At 68.2% G+C, this 15397-nt stretch carries 14 protein-coding genes; 6 read left to right on the top strand and 8 right to left on the bottom strand.

The genetic code is table 11. The annotated features are described in order from the left end of the window. Positions 1 to 31 precede the first annotated feature (31 nt). The gene (locus AC3WMR_RS18270) at positions 32 to 2704 is read left to right on the top strand and encodes a penicillin-binding protein 1A (protein ID WP_492265642.1); all 2673 of its coding nucleotides are present in this window, start codon (positions 32 to 34) and stop codon (positions 2702 to 2704) included. Positions 2705 to 2799: 95 nt separating this feature from the next. Here AC3WMR_RS18270 and AC3WMR_RS18275 read toward each other — a convergent pair whose 3' ends face one another. Then, the gene (locus tag AC3WMR_RS18275; protein WP_492265643.1) at positions 2800 to 3516 is read right to left on the bottom strand and encodes a metallophosphoesterase; all 717 of its coding nucleotides are present in this window, start codon (positions 3514 to 3516) and stop codon (positions 2800 to 2802) included. A 188-nt stretch (positions 3517 to 3704) separates the two neighbouring features. Here AC3WMR_RS18275 and AC3WMR_RS18280 point away from each other — a divergent pair, with 188 nt between their 5' ends. Together AC3WMR_RS18280 and AC3WMR_RS18285 are read left to right on the top strand one after the other, a co-directional pair. Beyond that, positions 3705 to 4880 carry a PepSY-associated TM helix domain-containing protein gene (locus AC3WMR_RS18280; protein ID WP_025135400.1) on the top strand — a complete coding sequence of 392 codons (1176 nt, stop codon included), beginning with the start codon at positions 3705 to 3707 and terminating at the stop codon, positions 4878 to 4880. Beyond that, positions 4877 to 5071, top strand: a complete 195-nt coding sequence (locus AC3WMR_RS18285; RefSeq protein WP_025135399.1) for a hypothetical protein — start codon at positions 4877 to 4879, stop codon at positions 5069 to 5071. The genes AC3WMR_RS18280 and AC3WMR_RS18285 overlap by 4 nt, the downstream gene beginning before the upstream one ends. A 16-nt stretch (positions 5072 to 5087) precedes the next feature. Here AC3WMR_RS18285 and AC3WMR_RS18290 read toward each other — a convergent pair whose 3' ends face one another. Beyond that, positions 5088 to 5915, bottom strand: a complete 828-nt coding sequence (locus AC3WMR_RS18290; protein ID WP_492265644.1) for an aldo/keto reductase — start codon at positions 5913 to 5915, stop codon at positions 5088 to 5090. 170 nt (positions 5916 to 6085) lie between these two features. Between AC3WMR_RS18290 and AC3WMR_RS18295 the strand changes: the two genes are divergently transcribed. Continuing rightward, complete coding sequence (locus AC3WMR_RS18295; RefSeq protein ID WP_492265645.1) at positions 6086 to 7891, top strand: ABCB family ABC transporter ATP-binding protein/permease; 1806 nt, start codon at positions 6086 to 6088, stop codon at positions 7889 to 7891. Between the two features lie 52 nt (positions 7892 to 7943). After that, a complete protein-coding gene (locus AC3WMR_RS18300; RefSeq protein ID WP_175219896.1) occupies positions 7944 to 8333 on the top strand; it encodes a Rieske (2Fe-2S) protein in 390 nt (129 codons plus the stop codon). A 73-nt stretch (positions 8334 to 8406) separates the two neighbouring features. On the opposite strand, the gene AC3WMR_RS18305 is transcribed toward AC3WMR_RS18300, so the two are convergent. Further along, positions 8407 to 9393 (bottom strand): bile acid:sodium symporter family protein, encoded by a 987-nt coding sequence (locus tag AC3WMR_RS18305; protein ID WP_492265646.1) that lies wholly within the window; start codon positions 9391 to 9393, stop codon positions 8407 to 8409. A 105-nt stretch (positions 9394 to 9498) separates the two neighbouring features. Here AC3WMR_RS18305 and AC3WMR_RS18310 point away from each other — a divergent pair, with 105 nt between their 5' ends. Further along, the gene (locus tag AC3WMR_RS18310; protein WP_492265647.1) at positions 9499 to 10341 is read left to right on the top strand and encodes a LysR family transcriptional regulator; all 843 of its coding nucleotides are present in this window, start codon (positions 9499 to 9501) and stop codon (positions 10339 to 10341) included. A gap of 61 nt (positions 10342 to 10402) precedes the next feature. Here AC3WMR_RS18310 and AC3WMR_RS18315 read toward each other — a convergent pair whose 3' ends face one another. The 5 genes from AC3WMR_RS18315 to AC3WMR_RS18335 are packed head-to-tail and all read right to left on the bottom strand — an operon-like array spanning position 10403 to position 15300. Further along, positions 10403 to 10936, bottom strand: coding sequence for an OsmC family protein (locus AC3WMR_RS18315; protein WP_175192545.1), 534 nt, complete (start codon positions 10934 to 10936; stop codon positions 10403 to 10405). A 57-nt stretch (positions 10937 to 10993) separates the two neighbouring features. Beyond that, positions 10994 to 12463 carry a c-type cytochrome gene (locus AC3WMR_RS18320; RefSeq protein ID WP_492265648.1) on the bottom strand — a complete coding sequence of 490 codons (1470 nt, stop codon included), beginning with the start codon at positions 12461 to 12463 and terminating at the stop codon, positions 10994 to 10996. Continuing rightward, on the bottom strand, positions 12457 to 13269 hold the full coding sequence (locus tag AC3WMR_RS18325) for an ABC transporter ATP-binding protein (RefSeq protein ID WP_492265649.1): 813 nt from the start codon (positions 13267 to 13269) through the stop codon (positions 12457 to 12459). Before AC3WMR_RS18325 ends, AC3WMR_RS18320 begins: the two co-directional genes overlap by 7 nt. Beyond that, a complete protein-coding gene (locus tag AC3WMR_RS18330; protein ID WP_492265650.1) occupies positions 13263 to 14282 on the bottom strand; it encodes an ABC transporter permease in 1020 nt (339 codons plus the stop codon). Before AC3WMR_RS18330 ends, AC3WMR_RS18325 begins: the two co-directional genes overlap by 7 nt. Next, positions 14269 to 15300 carry an ABC transporter substrate-binding protein gene (locus AC3WMR_RS18335; protein ID WP_492265651.1) on the bottom strand — a complete coding sequence of 344 codons (1032 nt, stop codon included), beginning with the start codon at positions 15298 to 15300 and terminating at the stop codon, positions 14269 to 14271. The genes AC3WMR_RS18330 and AC3WMR_RS18335 overlap by 14 nt, the downstream gene beginning before the upstream one ends. Positions 15301 to 15397: the final 97 nt, after the last annotated feature.

A 15397-nucleotide genomic window follows, 5' to 3' on the forward strand; every position in this document is an offset into this window, starting at 1 on the left:
CTATGAAGGTTCTGCCCTAGAATCGCCAGCAATGAGCACCCCCCAGCAATCCTCCGCCACCCCGGGCGGCAAATCGGGCTTCCCCTGGAAACGACTCCTCATCAAGGCGGGGGTCGCCGTCGCCGGACTCGGCGTCTGCGGGGCGGTGCTCGTCGGCCTGGCGCTGGCCCTGGCCTGGCCCAGCCTGCCCGACCTGCACGCCATGACCGACTACCGGCCGCGGGTGCCGCTGCGCATCTACACGGCCGACAAGGTCCTCATCGGCGAATACGGCGAAGAACACCGCAACGTGCTGCGTTTCGATGAAATCCCGCCGGTGATGCGCCAGGCGGTGCTGGCCGCCGAAGACGACCGCTTCTACCAGCACGGCGGCGTCGACTGGATGGGCATGGTGCGCGCCGTGCTCGTCAACCTGGTCAAGCAATCCAAGACCCAGGGCGGCAGCACCATCACCATGCAGGTGGCGCGCAACTTCTACCTGTCGTCGGAAAAAACGTATTCGCGCAAGTTCTACGAACTGCTGCTGACCTACAAGATCGAATCCGAGCTCACCAAGGACCAGATCCTTGAGCTCTACATGAACCAGATTTACCTGGGGCATCGCGCCTACGGCTTTGCTGCGGCCTCGCGCACCTACCTGGGCAAGCCGCTGGCGGAAGTCACGCCGGCCGAAGCTGCCATGCTGGCCGGCATTCCCAAGGCGCCGTCGCGCTTTAACCCCATCACCAATTTTCCGCGCGCCGAAATCCGCCAGCACTACGTGCTGGGCCGCATGAAGACGCTGGGCTACCTGACGCCCGAACAGGCCGACGAAGCCCTCAAGCAGCACATCACCATCCGCGGCGCCGACGGCTCCAGCACGCGCGGCTTCGCCATCCACGGCGACTACCCCGCCGAACTGGCGCGCCAGCTGATGTACGGCGTCTTCCAGGAACAGACCTACTCCAAGGGCATCGACGTCTACACCACCATCGATTCCAAGGCCCAGGAAGCCGCCTACCGCGCCGTGCGCGACGGCGTGCTGGACTACACCCGCCGCGCCGTCTACCCCGGCCCCGAAGACCAGATCGAGCTGCCCGACGGCGTTGAAAAAGACCCGGCCGCGCTGGACGACATCCTGGACGGCGTGCAGGAAAAAACGCCCGACAGCGAAGACCTGCTCGCCGCCGTGGTGCTGGCCGCCAGCCCCCAGGAAGTCACCGTGGCGCGCAGCGCGCGCGACATCATCACCATTTCCGACAAGAAGGCGCTGGCCGTGGTGGCGCGCGCCCTGAACCCCAAGGCCAGCGACAGCCAGCGCATCAGCCGCGGCTCGGTGGTCTACATCCACAAAAACGGCGACAGCTGGGAAATCATCAACATGCCGGCGTTGCAGGCGGCGCTGGTGTCGATGGCCCCGCAAGACGGCGCCATCCGCGCCATGATCGGCGGCTTCGACTACAACCGCGGCACCTTCAACCGCGTCACGCAGGCCTGGCGCCAGCCCGGTTCCAACATCAAGCCCTTCGTCTACGCCGCGGCGCTTGAACGCGGCCTGACCCCGGCCACGCAGATTTCCGATCAGCCCTTCATGCTGACCGCCGCGCAGACCGGCTCGAAAGACTGGCAGCCCAAGAACGACGGCAATCGCTACGAGCCCATGCTGACGCTGCGCCAGGGTCTGTACAAGTCCAAGAACATGGTCACCATCCGCATCCTGCAGGCCATCTCGCCGCAGTACGCACAGGACTACCTGACCCGCTTCGGCTTCGACAAGGCCCGCTGGCCGGCCGTGCTGCCGCTGGGCCTGGGCGCCGGCGGCGCCACGCCGCTGCAGGTGGTCAACGGCTACAGCGTCTTCGCCAACGGCGGCTACCGCGTCACGCCCTACCTGGTGGACCGCGTCACCGACCGCTCGGGCAACGTACTGATGCAGGCCCAGCCCGTGGTGGCCGGCGACGCCGCCGCGCGCGCCATCGACCCGCGCACCGCCTGGGTCATGGACGACATCCTGCGCGGCGTCACCACCAGCGGCACCGCCGCGCGCGCGCACCAGGTGCTCAAGCGCAACGACGTCGGCGGCAAGACCGGCACCACCAACGAAGCCGTCGACGTCTGGTTCTCGGGCTTCACCCCCACCTTGGCCACCACCGTCTGGATGGGCTTTGACCAGCCCAAGTCGCTGGGCACCAATGAATTCGGCAGCGGCCTGGCCCTGACCACCTGGCTCGACTACATGCAGCCGGTGCTCAAGGGCGTGCCCGAAACCAAGCCCGCGCCCCGGCCCGACGGCCTGTTGGTCGATAACGGCGAATACTATTTCTCGGAATTCCCGCCGGGCCAGGCCGTGGCCTCGCTGGACCTGTCCAGCGGCGACGCGCTGACCGACTTCCTGAACAACAACCGCTCGACCGACGGCGTGGACAACTCGGTCAAGCCCCTGCCGGTGCCGGGCGCCGCCGCGCCGCAGACGCAGGTGCCGCAATCGCAGGCCCCGCAAGCCCAGACGCCGCAATCGCCGAACAACGGCGCTGCGCAACAAGCGCCCGTGGCCCAGCCCATTCCGGTGCCGGCGGCCAGCGGCGGCGTCCTCAACAACGGGGGCAGCAGCGGCGGCAATGCGCCCATTCCGCCGATCCCGGTGCCGCGCGTGGACGCAGGCAGCGATGGCGTGCGCACCAGCGCGGTCAATGGCAGCGGCCCGCTGGCCGCTCGCCCGCTGTAAGCCGCGTTTTTCCCGCCGCCGTCATCCGTCGGCGCGCAATCGCGCGCCGACTCACCCCAGCGGCATTCCGTGCCCGGGGCGCCGCCCCTCCGACGTCAATCCCCGGTTTCCGCCAGCTCGGTCACCACCGCGCGCGGCCACGCCGTCAGCGTTTCCAGATCCAGGAAGGTGAAGTAGCCGCCGCGCCAGCCCTCGGTGTCGATGTGGTAGACGTTGCCCAGCATCAGCGGCTCGGCCACCGGGGTGTGCCCCGCCACCACCGCCCGCACGCCGCGGATGCCGGTGCGGTCCATCTGGCGCAAGCGATCACGCGACCACTGGCAGGCGGCGCTGGTGCGCTTGTAGCGGTCTTGCAGGGCCGATTCCAGCCGCGGCCAGAACAGCACCGGGCAATCCGCGTGCAGCAGCCCCACGGGGCCCGACGACGTTTCCACCTCGATCGCGATCGGCAATTGGTCGAAGGCGTCGGCAAAGACCTGCTGGCGTTCGGGCGGCAGGTCCAGGAACCAGCCGCCGCCATAGCTGCGCCAGTTGTCCACGTCGACCTGTTTCGTACGGATGTGCCGCACTGCGTAGTCTTCGTGGTTGCCCTGCACCGCGTAGAACCAGGGTTGTTCCAGCCAGGCCAGCACGGTTTCGCATTCCGGGCCGCGGTCGACCAGGTCGCCCACGGAAAACAGGCGGTCGCGCACGGGGTCAAACCCCAGTTGGTCCAGGCCCTGCTGCAGGCGGGAAAAACAGCCGTGCACATCGCCCACCGCGAAATCACGGCCCAGCGCGTTGCGCGGCACTTTCAGAAAACGTTGCTGCATGATGATCCAGCTTGCCCGATCGGGCCCAAGCCTCTTTTTTAACCCGCTTTGAATGCGTCCCTTATTAATAACCCCATTCGCTTCGTCGTGCAAATTCCGGTACGAGAATAGCTATTATTCGTGATAATGTTCCGACTTTCCCAAACCATACCTTGAACGGGGCCGCGCCTGCCGCCCCCGCCGTCGCCATGACCGCCGCCTCCACCATCAAAACCTGGTACCTGGTCCATAAATGGACCAGCCTGGTCTGCACGATCTTCCTGCTCATCATCTGTCTTACCGGGTTGCCGCTGGTGTTCCACCACGAGATCGAGCACTGGCTGGACGACGCCAAGCCGCTGTCCGACGTGCCCGCCTCGACCCCGCCGGCCAACCTGGACAAGCTGGTCGAAAACGCCAAGGCCATGTACCCGGGCGAGGTCGTCGACTACCTGTTCTTCGACCCCGACGAACCCCAGGTCTACGTCGGCATGGCCAAGAAGCCCGGCGACGGCCAGGTGTCCGGCCACGCGGTGCGCATGGACGGCCGCACCGGCGACGTCCTGCTCGACGGCCCGCTCTACACCGAAGACAAATTCTCGTTCATGGGCATCATGCTGGCCTTGCACGTCGACCTGTTCGCGGGCCTGCCCGGCGAACTGTTCCTGGGCTTCATGGGGCTGTTGTTCTGCATCGCCATCGTCTCCGGCGTGGTGCTGTACGGCCCGTTCATGAAAAAGCTGGAATTCGGCACGGTGCGCGCCGGCCGCTCCACCCGCCTGAAGTGGCTGGACCTGCACAACCTGCTGGGCATCGTCACGCTGGTGTGGGCCTTCGTGGTGGGCGTCACCGGCGTCATCAACGAACTGTCCACGCCGCTGTTCCGCCTGTGGCAGGGCACCGAGCTCGTGCGCATCCTGGAACCCTACAAGGGCCAGAGCGTGCCCGCCCAGCTGGCCTCGGCCCAGGGCGCGGCCGACACGGCGCGCAAGGCCCTGCCGGGCAATGAAGTGTCGTTCATCGCCTTCCCCGGCAACGCCTTCGGCAGCCCGCACCACTACATCACCTGGATGCGCGGCGCGACCCCGCTGACGTCCAAGATGAACACGCCCGTCCTGGTCGATGGGCGCACCGGCGAGCTCACCACCGTCGCCAAGATGCCCTGGTACCTGACCGCCCTGGAACTGTCGCGGCCGCTGCACTTCGGCGACTACGCCGGCCTGCCGCTCAAGATCATCTGGGCCGTCCTGGACCTGATCACCATCGTGGTACTGGTCAGCGGCCTGTACCTGTGGCTGGCACGGCGCCGCGCCACCGAAGCCCGCATCGCCGAACTGGTGCGCAAGCACCAGGCCGCCGCCACGCCCCAACGGAGCCCCGCATGAGCAAGAACAGCCGTGGCTTCATGTTCGTCTGGGGCGTGCCGATCCTGTTGGGCATCCTCAGCGTCTTCGGCCTGCTGGCCGCCCTGCTGGGCACCGGCGGCTGGCACTGGGCGTCCTGGACGACGCTGACCGTACTGATCATCGTCATCGTGCGCTACTGGTTCTTCCCGCCCAGGCAGCCGGCGCAGTAGCCGCGCCAGGCCCGCCTTACTTGCCGAACTTCTCCGGATCGGGTCCCAGGCGGCCCGCTTCCTTGATCGCATCGATGGCGTCCATCTCGGCGCGCGACAGCTCGAAGCCGAACACGTCGATGTTCTCGCGGATGCGCGCCGGCGTCACCGACTTCGGAATCACGATCAGGCCGTGCTGCAGATGCCAGCGCAGCGTCACCTGCGCCGGCGACTTGCCATGCTTTTTGGCCAGTTCCAGGATCGTCTTCTCTTTAGTGATGCCGCCCTGCGCCAGCGGGCTCCAGGACTCGGTCGCGATGCCATGCTTGTCATGGAACGCGCGCAGTTCGCGCTGCGCAAAGCCCGGGTGCAGCTCGATCTGGTTGACCGATGGCGTCACGCCGGTGGCGTCGATCAGCCGTTCGAGATTGGCCTGCGTGAAGTTGGACACGCCGATCGAACGCGCGCGGCCGTCTTCCTTCATCTCGATCATGGCGCGCCAGGCGTCCACGAACTTGTCGCTGCCGGCCACCGGCCAGTGGATCAGGTACAGATCCACGTAGGCCAGGCCCAGTTTTTCCAGGCTCTCATCCAGCGCCTGGTGCGCCGCGTCGAAACCGTGCTTGTCGTTCCAGAGCTTGGTCGTGACGAACAGGTCCTTGCGCGCCACGCCCGCGGCGCGCAGCCCGGCGCCCACGCCGGATTCGTTGCCGTAGATTGCGGCCGTGTCCACCGAACGGTAGCCCGCCGCCAGGGCCTCCTTGACGCAGGCGGCGGCCTGGTCGTCGGGCACTTGCCAGACCCCCAGGCCCAATTGCGGAATCTTGCTGCCGTCGTTCAGTTTTACTGCGGGTACCTTCACCATGAGTCCCTCCGAAGTAGGCGAAATGCGGATGCAAAACCCCTGGAATCCGGCAGAAAGTGGTACTTCCGTCCCAGGGGTTTTCCACTAAATAATAGCGCCCGTGCCGGATAATGGCCGTCATACCCGGCCTGCGCCTTGCGCCGGCCACCACCATTGCTCCCTGCCGACCCATGCCCGCACCTGACTCCCGGCCGCCCGGCCGCGGCGGTTTTTCCACCCTTCGCACCCTGTTTCCCTACCTCTGGCCGCCCGGCCAGACGGGGCTCAAGCTGCGGGTAGTGGCCGCCCTGCTCTGCCTGTTCGCCGCCAAGGCGGCCACCGTCTACGTGCCCATCCTGTACAAGCACGCCATCGACGAACTGGGCCAGGGCGCGCCGGGCGCCGTGACCGTGCCGCTGGGCCTGATCCTGGCCTACGGCGCCGCCCGGGTTCTGTCCCTGTTGTTTTCCGAACTGCGCGACGCCATCTTTGCCCGCGTCGGCCAGCACGCCATCCGCTCGGTCGGCCTGCAGATCTTTCGCCACCTGCATGGCCTGGCGCTGCGCTTTCACCTGACCCGCCAGACCGGCGGCCTGACCCGCGCCATCGAACGCGGCACCAAGGGCATCCAGACCCTGCTGTCGTTCCTTCTGTTCAACATCCTGCCCACCTTCTTCGAGATCGGGTTGGTCTGTATCGTGCTGTGGAAGATGTTCGATGCCTGGCTGGCGGTGGCCACCGGCGCCACCGTCATTCTCTACATGGGCTACACGCTGGCCGTCACCGAGTGGCGCTCGAAGTTCCGGCGCCAGATGAACGAAACCGATTCCGAAGCCAACACCAAGGCCATCGAAAGCCTGCTGAACTACGAAACGGTCAAGTACTTCGGCAACGAAGAACACGAGGCCCGCCGCTACGACGCCTCGCTGACCCGCTACGAACGCGCCGCCGTGCGCAGCCAGGTCAGCCTGTCGGTGCTGAACATCGGCCAGGCCGTCATCATTTCCGCCGGCCTCACCCTGGTCATGTGGATGGCCGCCCGCGGCATTGCCCAGGGGCGCTACACGCTGGGCGACTTCGTCCTGGTCAACACCTACCTGCTGCAGCTTTACACGCCGCTCAGTTTCTTCGGCTTCATCTACCGCGAAATCAAGCAGGCCCTGATCGACATGGAACGCATGTTCGAACTGCTGGGCCAGGACCGCGAGGTGGCCGACCGCCCCGGCGCACAACCGCTGCGCGTGGCCGGCGGCGAGGTCGAATTCCGCGACGTGCGCTTCGGCTACGACGAGCGGCGCCAGATCCTCAAGGGCGTCAGCTTCACCATTCCGGCCGGCAAGACCGTGGCCGTGGTGGGCACTTCGGGCGCGGGCAAATCCACCATCGCCCGGCTGCTGTTCCGCTTCTACGACGCCGACAGCGGCGCCATCCTGGTCGACGGCCAGGACGTGCGCGAAGTCACCCAGGCCAGCCTGCGCGCCGCCATCGGCGTGGTGCCGCAAGACACCGTGCTGTTCAACGACACCATCCGCTACAACATCGGCTATGGCCGCCCCGGCGCGTCCGATGCCGAGATCGAAGCCGCCGCCCGCCTGGCCCACATCCACGACCTGGTCATGGCCATGCCCGACGGCTACCAGACCATGGTGGGCGAACGCGGCCTGAAGCTGTCCGGCGGCGAAAAACAGCGCGTGGCCATTGCCCGCACGCTGCTCAAGAACCCCGCCATCTTCCTGTTCGACGAAGCCACCAGCGCGCTGGATACCCACACCGAGCGCGAAATCCAGGCCAACCTGCGCGAAGTCAGCCAGGGCCGCAGCACGCTCATCATCGCGCACCGCCTGTCCACCGTGGCCGATGCCGACGAAATCATCGTGCTCGAAGACGGCCGCATCGCCGAACGCGGCCGCCACGCGCGGCTGCTGGCCCAGAATGGCCTGTACGCCGCCATGTGGACCCGCCAGCAGGAAAGCGCGGCCGCCGCGCCCGCGGATTGACAAGCCCGCCCCCCCTATCCGAATATCGCACCCTTTGATTCCAAGGCCCGCCATGCAGGATTCCTCCAGCGCCCCCGAAATCCGCGTCTGCGCCGCCTCCGACCTGGTCAACGGCGGCCTGGGCGTCAAGGTCCCCGTCACCGACAGCGCCGGCCAGACCACGGCGTTCTTCGTGCGCTACCAGGACCGCGTGCACGGGTACCTGAACCGCTGCGCCCACGTGGGCGTCGAACTCGACTGGGAAGGCAGCTTCTTCACCCGCGCCGGCGACCTGATCATGTGCGCGCGCCACGGCGCCACCTATGAACCCGACACGGGCTTGTGCGTGGGCGGCCCCTGCCGCAATGGCCGCCTGACGGTGCTGGCGGTGCAGGAACGCGAGGGCGCCGTCTATTGGCAGCCCAGTGGCAAGATACGGCCGCTGGACGCCGCCGAAGGCTGACCGCCACAGCCTCGGCCGCCCGCCCTGCGCGGCAATCGGTTGCGCCGGGTGCCGGCGCGGCGGCACGCCAGGCTCAGGCCTGGGCGGGCGCGACAACCTGGCCCGGCTCGCCGCGGTCCGCATAACGGCGCGCCAGCACCGCGCAGACCATCAGCTGCATCTGGTGAAAGATCATCAGCGGCAGCACCACGATGCCCATCTGCGAGGTGCCGAACAGCACCGTCGCCAGCGGAATGCCCGAGGCCAGCGACTTCTTCGAGCCGCAGAACACCAGCGTGATCTCGTTTTCCTTGGACAGGCCCAGCTTGCGGCTGCCCCACGTGGTGATCAGCAGCACCGCGCCCAGCAGCAGCGCATTGACCAGCACCATCGTCGCCAGGTCGATGGCCGGAAACGCGTGCCAGATGCCCTGCGCCACCGCCTCGCTGAATGCCGTGTACACCGCCAGCAGGATCGAGCTGCGGTCCACCTTGGACAGCACACGGCTGTTGCGCTGCGCCCAGGCGCCGATCCACGGCCGCAGCAGGCTGCCCACCGCGAACGGCAGCAGCAGCTGCAGCAGGATGCGGCCGGCGTCGGCCAGGCCATGCCCGCCGCCCTGGCGATGCAGCAGCACCGCCACCAGCAGCGGCGTCAGCACCGTGCCCAGCAGGTTCGACGCCGTGGCCGCGCAGATGGCGCCGGGCACATTGCCGCGCGCCATCGAGGTGAACGCAATCGACGACTGCACGGTGGACGACAGCGTGCACACGAAGATCACGCCCAGCCACAGCGCCGGCGTCAACAGGCCCGGGAACAGCGCGCGCAGCCCCAGGCCCAGCGCGGGAAACAGGAAGAAGGTACAGCCCAGGATCAGCGCATGCAGCCGCACGTCCTTGACCCCCGCGACGATCGCATCGGTGGACAGGCGCGCCCCGTGCAGGAAGAACAGCAGCGAAATGGCCACGTTGCTGGCCACCATCATGAACGACGCCCCCTTGCCTACCGCGGGAAAGAAGCTGGCGAACGCCACGGTGGCGATCAGGATGAGCGTGAATGGGTCGGGTAAAAAGCGGCGCATGGCGGGTTTTCCGGGAAATTTGCGCCACTATAGGCGCGCCGCTTGCTATCGTGAAGGCCACTGGTTACTTTAACTGTCATCGGAATATCCTATGACCAGCCCGCCATGCTCAACCCGCTCTGGCTCAAGACCTTCGCCGCGGCCGCGGCCTCGCCCAGCTTCAGCGAAGCCGCACGCCGGCTGGGCCTGACCCAGCCCACCGTCAGCGAACACATCCGCCAGCTCGAACAGGCGCTGAACCGCCGCCTGTTCCTGCGCGATACGCATTCACTGGCCCTGACCAGCGACGGCCGCAGCCTCCTGGTTCACGCCGAAATCATCCTGGATGCCCACGAACGCGCCGAACGCCTGTTCGATGCCCCGCGGCTGCGTGGCCGCGTGCGCCTGGGCACATCCGACGACCTGGCGATGGGGCCGCTGCCCGACGTGCTGGCCGCGTTCCGGCAAGCCCACCCCGAAGTGGAACTGGACATCACCATCGGCGTCACCAGCGATCTTTACCGCTTGCTGGACGACAACGGACTGGATGTCATGATCGGCAAGCGCCGCCGCGGCGACCGCCGCGGCCAGACCCTGCACAAGGAAGCGCTGCTGTGGCGCGCCAAGGAAGGCCTGCGCATCGCGCCGGACGCCCCGCTGCCGCTGATCCTGCTGCGCGAACCCAGCGTCACCCGCACGCTGGCGCTGGATGCGCTGGCGCGGGCCGGACGCAACTGGCAGATCGTCTGCACCAGCACCAGCTACGCGGGGTGCCAGGCAGCGGCCCGCGCCGGCCTGGGCATCACCGTGCAGCCCTCGCACCTGTCCACGGCCGGGCTGGCCGCGCCGGCCGGCGTGCACGCCCTGCCGGCCCTGCCCCAGGTGGAATTCATCGTCATCTCGGCCCCCGCGCCCAACAAACCCACTCGCGCGTTGACCGAGATCCTGATGCGCAGCTCGCTGACCTGACGCTGCTGCGCAAGACTGGCCCCCTCAGGCGCTGCCGGGGGGCCGGTGGCGGGACAGTGTCCTACTGAGCCGACGGCCGCGTGTGCCGCACGCTGCCTTCCAGCGGCTGCGGCTGCTTGAGCAGGTTCAGGATCGGGCACCACTGCTCCACCGCCTCGTGCACGGCGCGTACCGCGCTTTCGTCGGCCGGCGACACGATATGTGCGGTATAGCGGATGTTGTGCGGAAAGAACGGCACCTTTTCATAGCCCGGCTTGCCGCCGCGCGGGTCAAGGTCGCCCTCGATCTCGACTTCCAGCGATTCCAGCGGCAATTCCAGCTCGGCCGCCTTGATGAGGAAAATGTGCGTCAGGCAACTGCCCAACGACCCCAGCAGCAGTTCGGGCGAACTCGGCCCCAGGTCGTAGCCCGCGAAATCGGCCGGGCTGTCACTCACCACCTGGTGGTCGCGGATGCGAATGCGGCGCACGCCGCTGCGGCCTTCGGCGCTGACATGGGCGCGCAGCTTCACCGGCGTCACCGTCTGCGGATCGCGCGCATTGCGCACCAGCACGGCCTGCCGCTTCTGGCCCAGGTATTCGTTCAACGTACTCATGTTCCTGCCTCGCGTAAGTAAGAGTGGAAGGGTTAAAGCGGATGTGCCCGCACGGCGCTACTGCCAGCGCCGCGTATCCGGAATGCCGATGGGGGCACGGTCCATCGCCAGTAACAGCGCGCCCAGCCCCTGGGCGGATGTGTTTTCCATGCGGCCGCCCGGGCCGCAGACGTTGTCCGCGCTGGTCCAGGCCGGGGCCGCGCCTGGCAGCCGCCGCGCGCGCAGCCAGCCGCGGCGGTCCACCATGAACTGCGCGCCGGCCAGCGCGTCCGGCGGCACGCCCGCCGCCAGCGCGTAGGCGTTCCAGGCGTCTTCGCCCGACGCCACGCAATCGGCGTCCGCCGAATTGCCGTCCGCCGAATACCCGCCGCCCCAGGTCAGGGCCACGGTCAACAGACGCGGGTCCAGCGGCTCTTGCATCGCCTTCGACGCAGACGCGCTTGCCGCCGCGGCCCCAATCCACAGCGGCAGGCCGCGCAGCCCCGCCAGCGTGGTCGCACGGCCATCACGGCACGTCACCGCCACGCCCGGCGCCGGAATCGCCGGCATGCCCGTGCCGCCGCTCACGCCATAGGCCCGCAACCGCAAGTAGTCCAACACCTGCCAGATTTCATCAGGGCCCAGCGCCGCGCCAAAGCTTGGCATGGCCGACGCCCCGCCCCGTCCATCGCCGCCGTGCGCCACCCGCCAATGCAGCTCGCCTTCCAGGCGGTTGTCGAACAGCGCCGGCCCCAGCACGCTTGGCCAGGCGGGCAACCCCGCCGCCAACGGCCCGCGGCCATCGGCCTGGGCGCCGTGGCAACCCGCGCAGTGCGCCTGATACAGCTGGCCGCCTTGCAGCACGTTGCGATCCGTGAACGCCAGCGGCGATCGCTGATACGACGTGCGCGTCGCCTCCGTCATCAGCAGTTGCGGCGCGGGCCAGTTGGCGGAGGCCAGCAGGCCGGCCGCGGCCGTCAGCCATACCAGGCGGCCGCGCCGCGCGAACAAGGCCGCCACCAGCAATGCCAACGCCAGCCCCGTCAGCCCCGCCGCCAACCACAGCCGACGCCAGGTCTGCGTTCCTACCGGCAGGTCGGGGTCAAAGCGCCAGGCGAAGGGCCAGTGCGCAATGGCCAGCGCCTCTTCGGGCTGCCACGCAATCGCCGCCGCGAGCAGGCCGGCCAACAGCGCCAGCGCCCCCAACAACATGGTCGCGGCGTGACGCCACGGCGCCTGCGCCGCGCGCCCCGTGGCACGGCTGTGCAACCAGGCGGCCGCCAGCGCGGTCAGCAGCAACACCGCCACCGCCGCCAGCACCAGATGCCCAAGGCGCGACCCCAGCAGGCCCGGCGCACCCTGCGCCCGCTGCCAGCCCAAGGCCAGCACGGCGATAGCCGCGATCAGGGCCAGGGCCGCCTGCCCCGACAACGGCATGCCGACGGTGATCGCCGCGCTGCCGGCACGCCTGCGCGCCGCGGCCAGGCCCGCCAACATGCCGGCCGGCGCCGCCAGGGCCGCCAGCGCCACCGCCGCGTTGCTCACCACGTCGCATCCAGCCCCAGCAACGCCAACGCCTGGCGGCGCAATTCGGCCAGCCGCGGATCGCCGCGATGGCGCGGGTACGGCAAATCATTGACGATCTCGTCCTTGATCCGCGCCGGCCGCTCGCTCAGCACGATGATGCGCGACGCCATGAACAGCGCCTCTTCCACATCGTGCGTCACCAGCAGGGCCGTCACGCCGGTGCGCTGCCACAGTTCCACCAGCTCGGACTGCATCGCGATCCGCGTCAGTGAATCGAGCTTGCCCAGCGGCTCGTCCAGGATCAGGATTCGCGGGTCGTTCACCAGCGCACGCGCCAGGGCCGCGCGTTGCGCCATGCCGCCCGACAGCTGGTGCGGGTAGGCCTGGCTGAAGGCCGCCAGCCCCACGCGCTGCAATGCGTCGTCGACACGGTCGCGCTGCGTCTTGAGCAGCCCGCGCGCCTGCAAGCCCAGCGCCACGTTGTGCCACACCGTGCGCCAGGGGTACAGCGTGGGGTCCTGGAACACCACGATGCGCGACGGCGACGGGCCTTCGATGGGTACCCCATCGGCCAGCAGGTCGCCTTCGGCCGGCGGCTCCAGCCCCGCCACCAGCCGCAGCAGCGTCGACTTGCCGCAGCCGCTGGGGCCCAGCAGGGCCACGAACTCGCCGGGTTGCACGTCCAGGTCGATCCCGTCCAGCACCGGCAGCGCCGCGCCATCCAGGTCGAAGCGGTGGTTCACGCCGCGCACCGCCAAGGCGGCGCCGCGCGCATCGGCTTGCGCCGCCGCATGGGAAGGCTTGGACACCTGCGCCACCGCTACCATTTCACGACTCCCTTCTGCCAGGCCAGCAGGCGGTCACGCCCCAGGAACAGCAGCGTGATCAGGCCCGAGAACACCAGTGCCATCACGATCAGCGCGCCGTACATGTTGGCGTACGAAGCCCAGCCCTGCGCCCACGACAAATACCAGCCCAGGCCGGATTTCACGCCCATCATCTCGGCCGCCACCAGCACCGAGAACGACGCCCCCAGCCCCATGAACAGGCCCACGAATACCTGCGGCAGCGCCGCCGGAATCGCCACCCGCAGCACCAGGAACCATTCGCTGGCCCCCATGGTGCGCGCCACGTCGTAGTACGCGCGGTTCACCCCAGCCACGCCGGACCAGGTCAGCACCGTGACGGGAAACCAGGTTGCCAGCGCAATCAGGAACACGGCCGCGGACCAGCTCGACGGAAAGAAGAAGAACGCCATCGGCAGCAATGCCGTCGACGGCACCGGCCCCAGAAAGCGCAGCACCGGATGCACCCAATATCCCAACCCGCGCGACCAGCCGATCGCCACCCCCGTCAGAAAACCCGCGGCCGCGCCCAGCAGGAAGCCATTGGCCAGCAGCCATAGCGAATTGACCAGGCTATCGGCCAACCGCTTGTAGTCGCTGACATACACCTCGATCAGCGACTGCGGCGGCGCAAAGAATGGGCTGGGCAGCAGCGCCAGCTTGGCGGTCGCGACTTCCCACACGCCCACCGCCACCGCCAGGACCAGCAGCCAGGGGCCGGCGCGGTGCAGCGCGCGCACCGGCCGCCAATGGGCCACGCCCGCCACCGCCACCAGCAGCAGCACGGCCGCCAGCGCCAGCGCGGCCACGCCGAACTCCTGCGTGTAGCCCCACGACGTGAAGCCCACTTCCACGTTGGGCCAGCGCAACGTCAGCCCGCCCACCACGGCCCACAGGGCCGCGGCCGCCACGCCGGTCTTCCACAGACGCCAGGGTTGCACGGCCGTCGGCGCGCCGCGCAACCCGCCCGCTGCCAGCGCATCAGCCGAGGACATTGGGCACCACCGCTTGCGCGTACTTGTTGATGTCCAGGTTGGCGCTCAGCACCTTGATCGTCTTCAGGTCCTTGGCGTATCCCACGATTTCCTCGCGCAGCGCCGCGCCCGTCGACGCATGGCCGTGGCTGTGCGTGCGCAAGATCGCCGCCACGCGCTCGGCCGGCACCTTGCCCGGCACGTACGGCGCGAAGATGCGCGCCGTCTCGTCCGGATTGGACGCGGTCCAGCGCTGCGCGTCGATGACCGCGCGCGTGATCGCCGCGGCCGATTCCGGATCCTTGCGCACCAGGTCGCCGCGCAGGCCCAGCACGCAGCAGGTACGGTTCTCGTAGTCGCCTTCGATGTTGGTGGCGATTTCGCGCAGCTTGTTGTCTTCGCGCAGCGTGTAGATCAGCGGATCGTCGCCCGCAATCGCATCCACCTCGCCCTTGCGCAGCACCTCGCCGAACAGGTCCTGCGGATACTGGCGCCAGTCCACCGATTCCGGATCGATGCCCAGCTGCGCCACGCGGATCGCAAAGAAGTTCTTCACCGGGCTGGCCTGGTCCGACACCGCGATGCGGCGGCCCTTCAGGTCCTGCACGCTCTTGATCGGCGAGTCCGCCGCAGTCAGCAAGCGCATGCAGCCGCCGTGCGTGCCCACCGCCAGCTTCACGTCAAAGCCCTGCTCCAGCGGCTTGAGCCAGCGCAGCGCCATGCCGATGCCGCCGTCGGCGTGGCCGGTGGCGATGGCTTCCAGCAATTGATCGGTCGAGCCGCTGAAATTGATGCGCTCGACCTTCAGGTTGTACTTGTCGAAAAAGCCGCGCTCCAGCGCCACCGATACGGGCGACTGGCATACCGCGGTCTGGCTCCATGCGATCTTGTAGGTGCGCGGCGCGGTGTTCGCCGCCAGCACCCGCGATCCCAACATGCCCAGCGGCGCGGCCAGGCCTGCAAGGCTGGCCGCACGCAACAGCGTGCGCCGCGATATTGCGCGCGCCGCGTGGGCGCCCGATTGGACGTTCGTATTCATCAACCTTCCTTTTGAGCAGACTGTGAATGGCGATGCTTGCCATGCGGCATCATCGGCCCGTGCTCAGGCGTTCGACAAATACAAAGTGGGGATAACA

This window comes from Achromobacter sp. FW305-C-28, assembly GCF_058783235.1.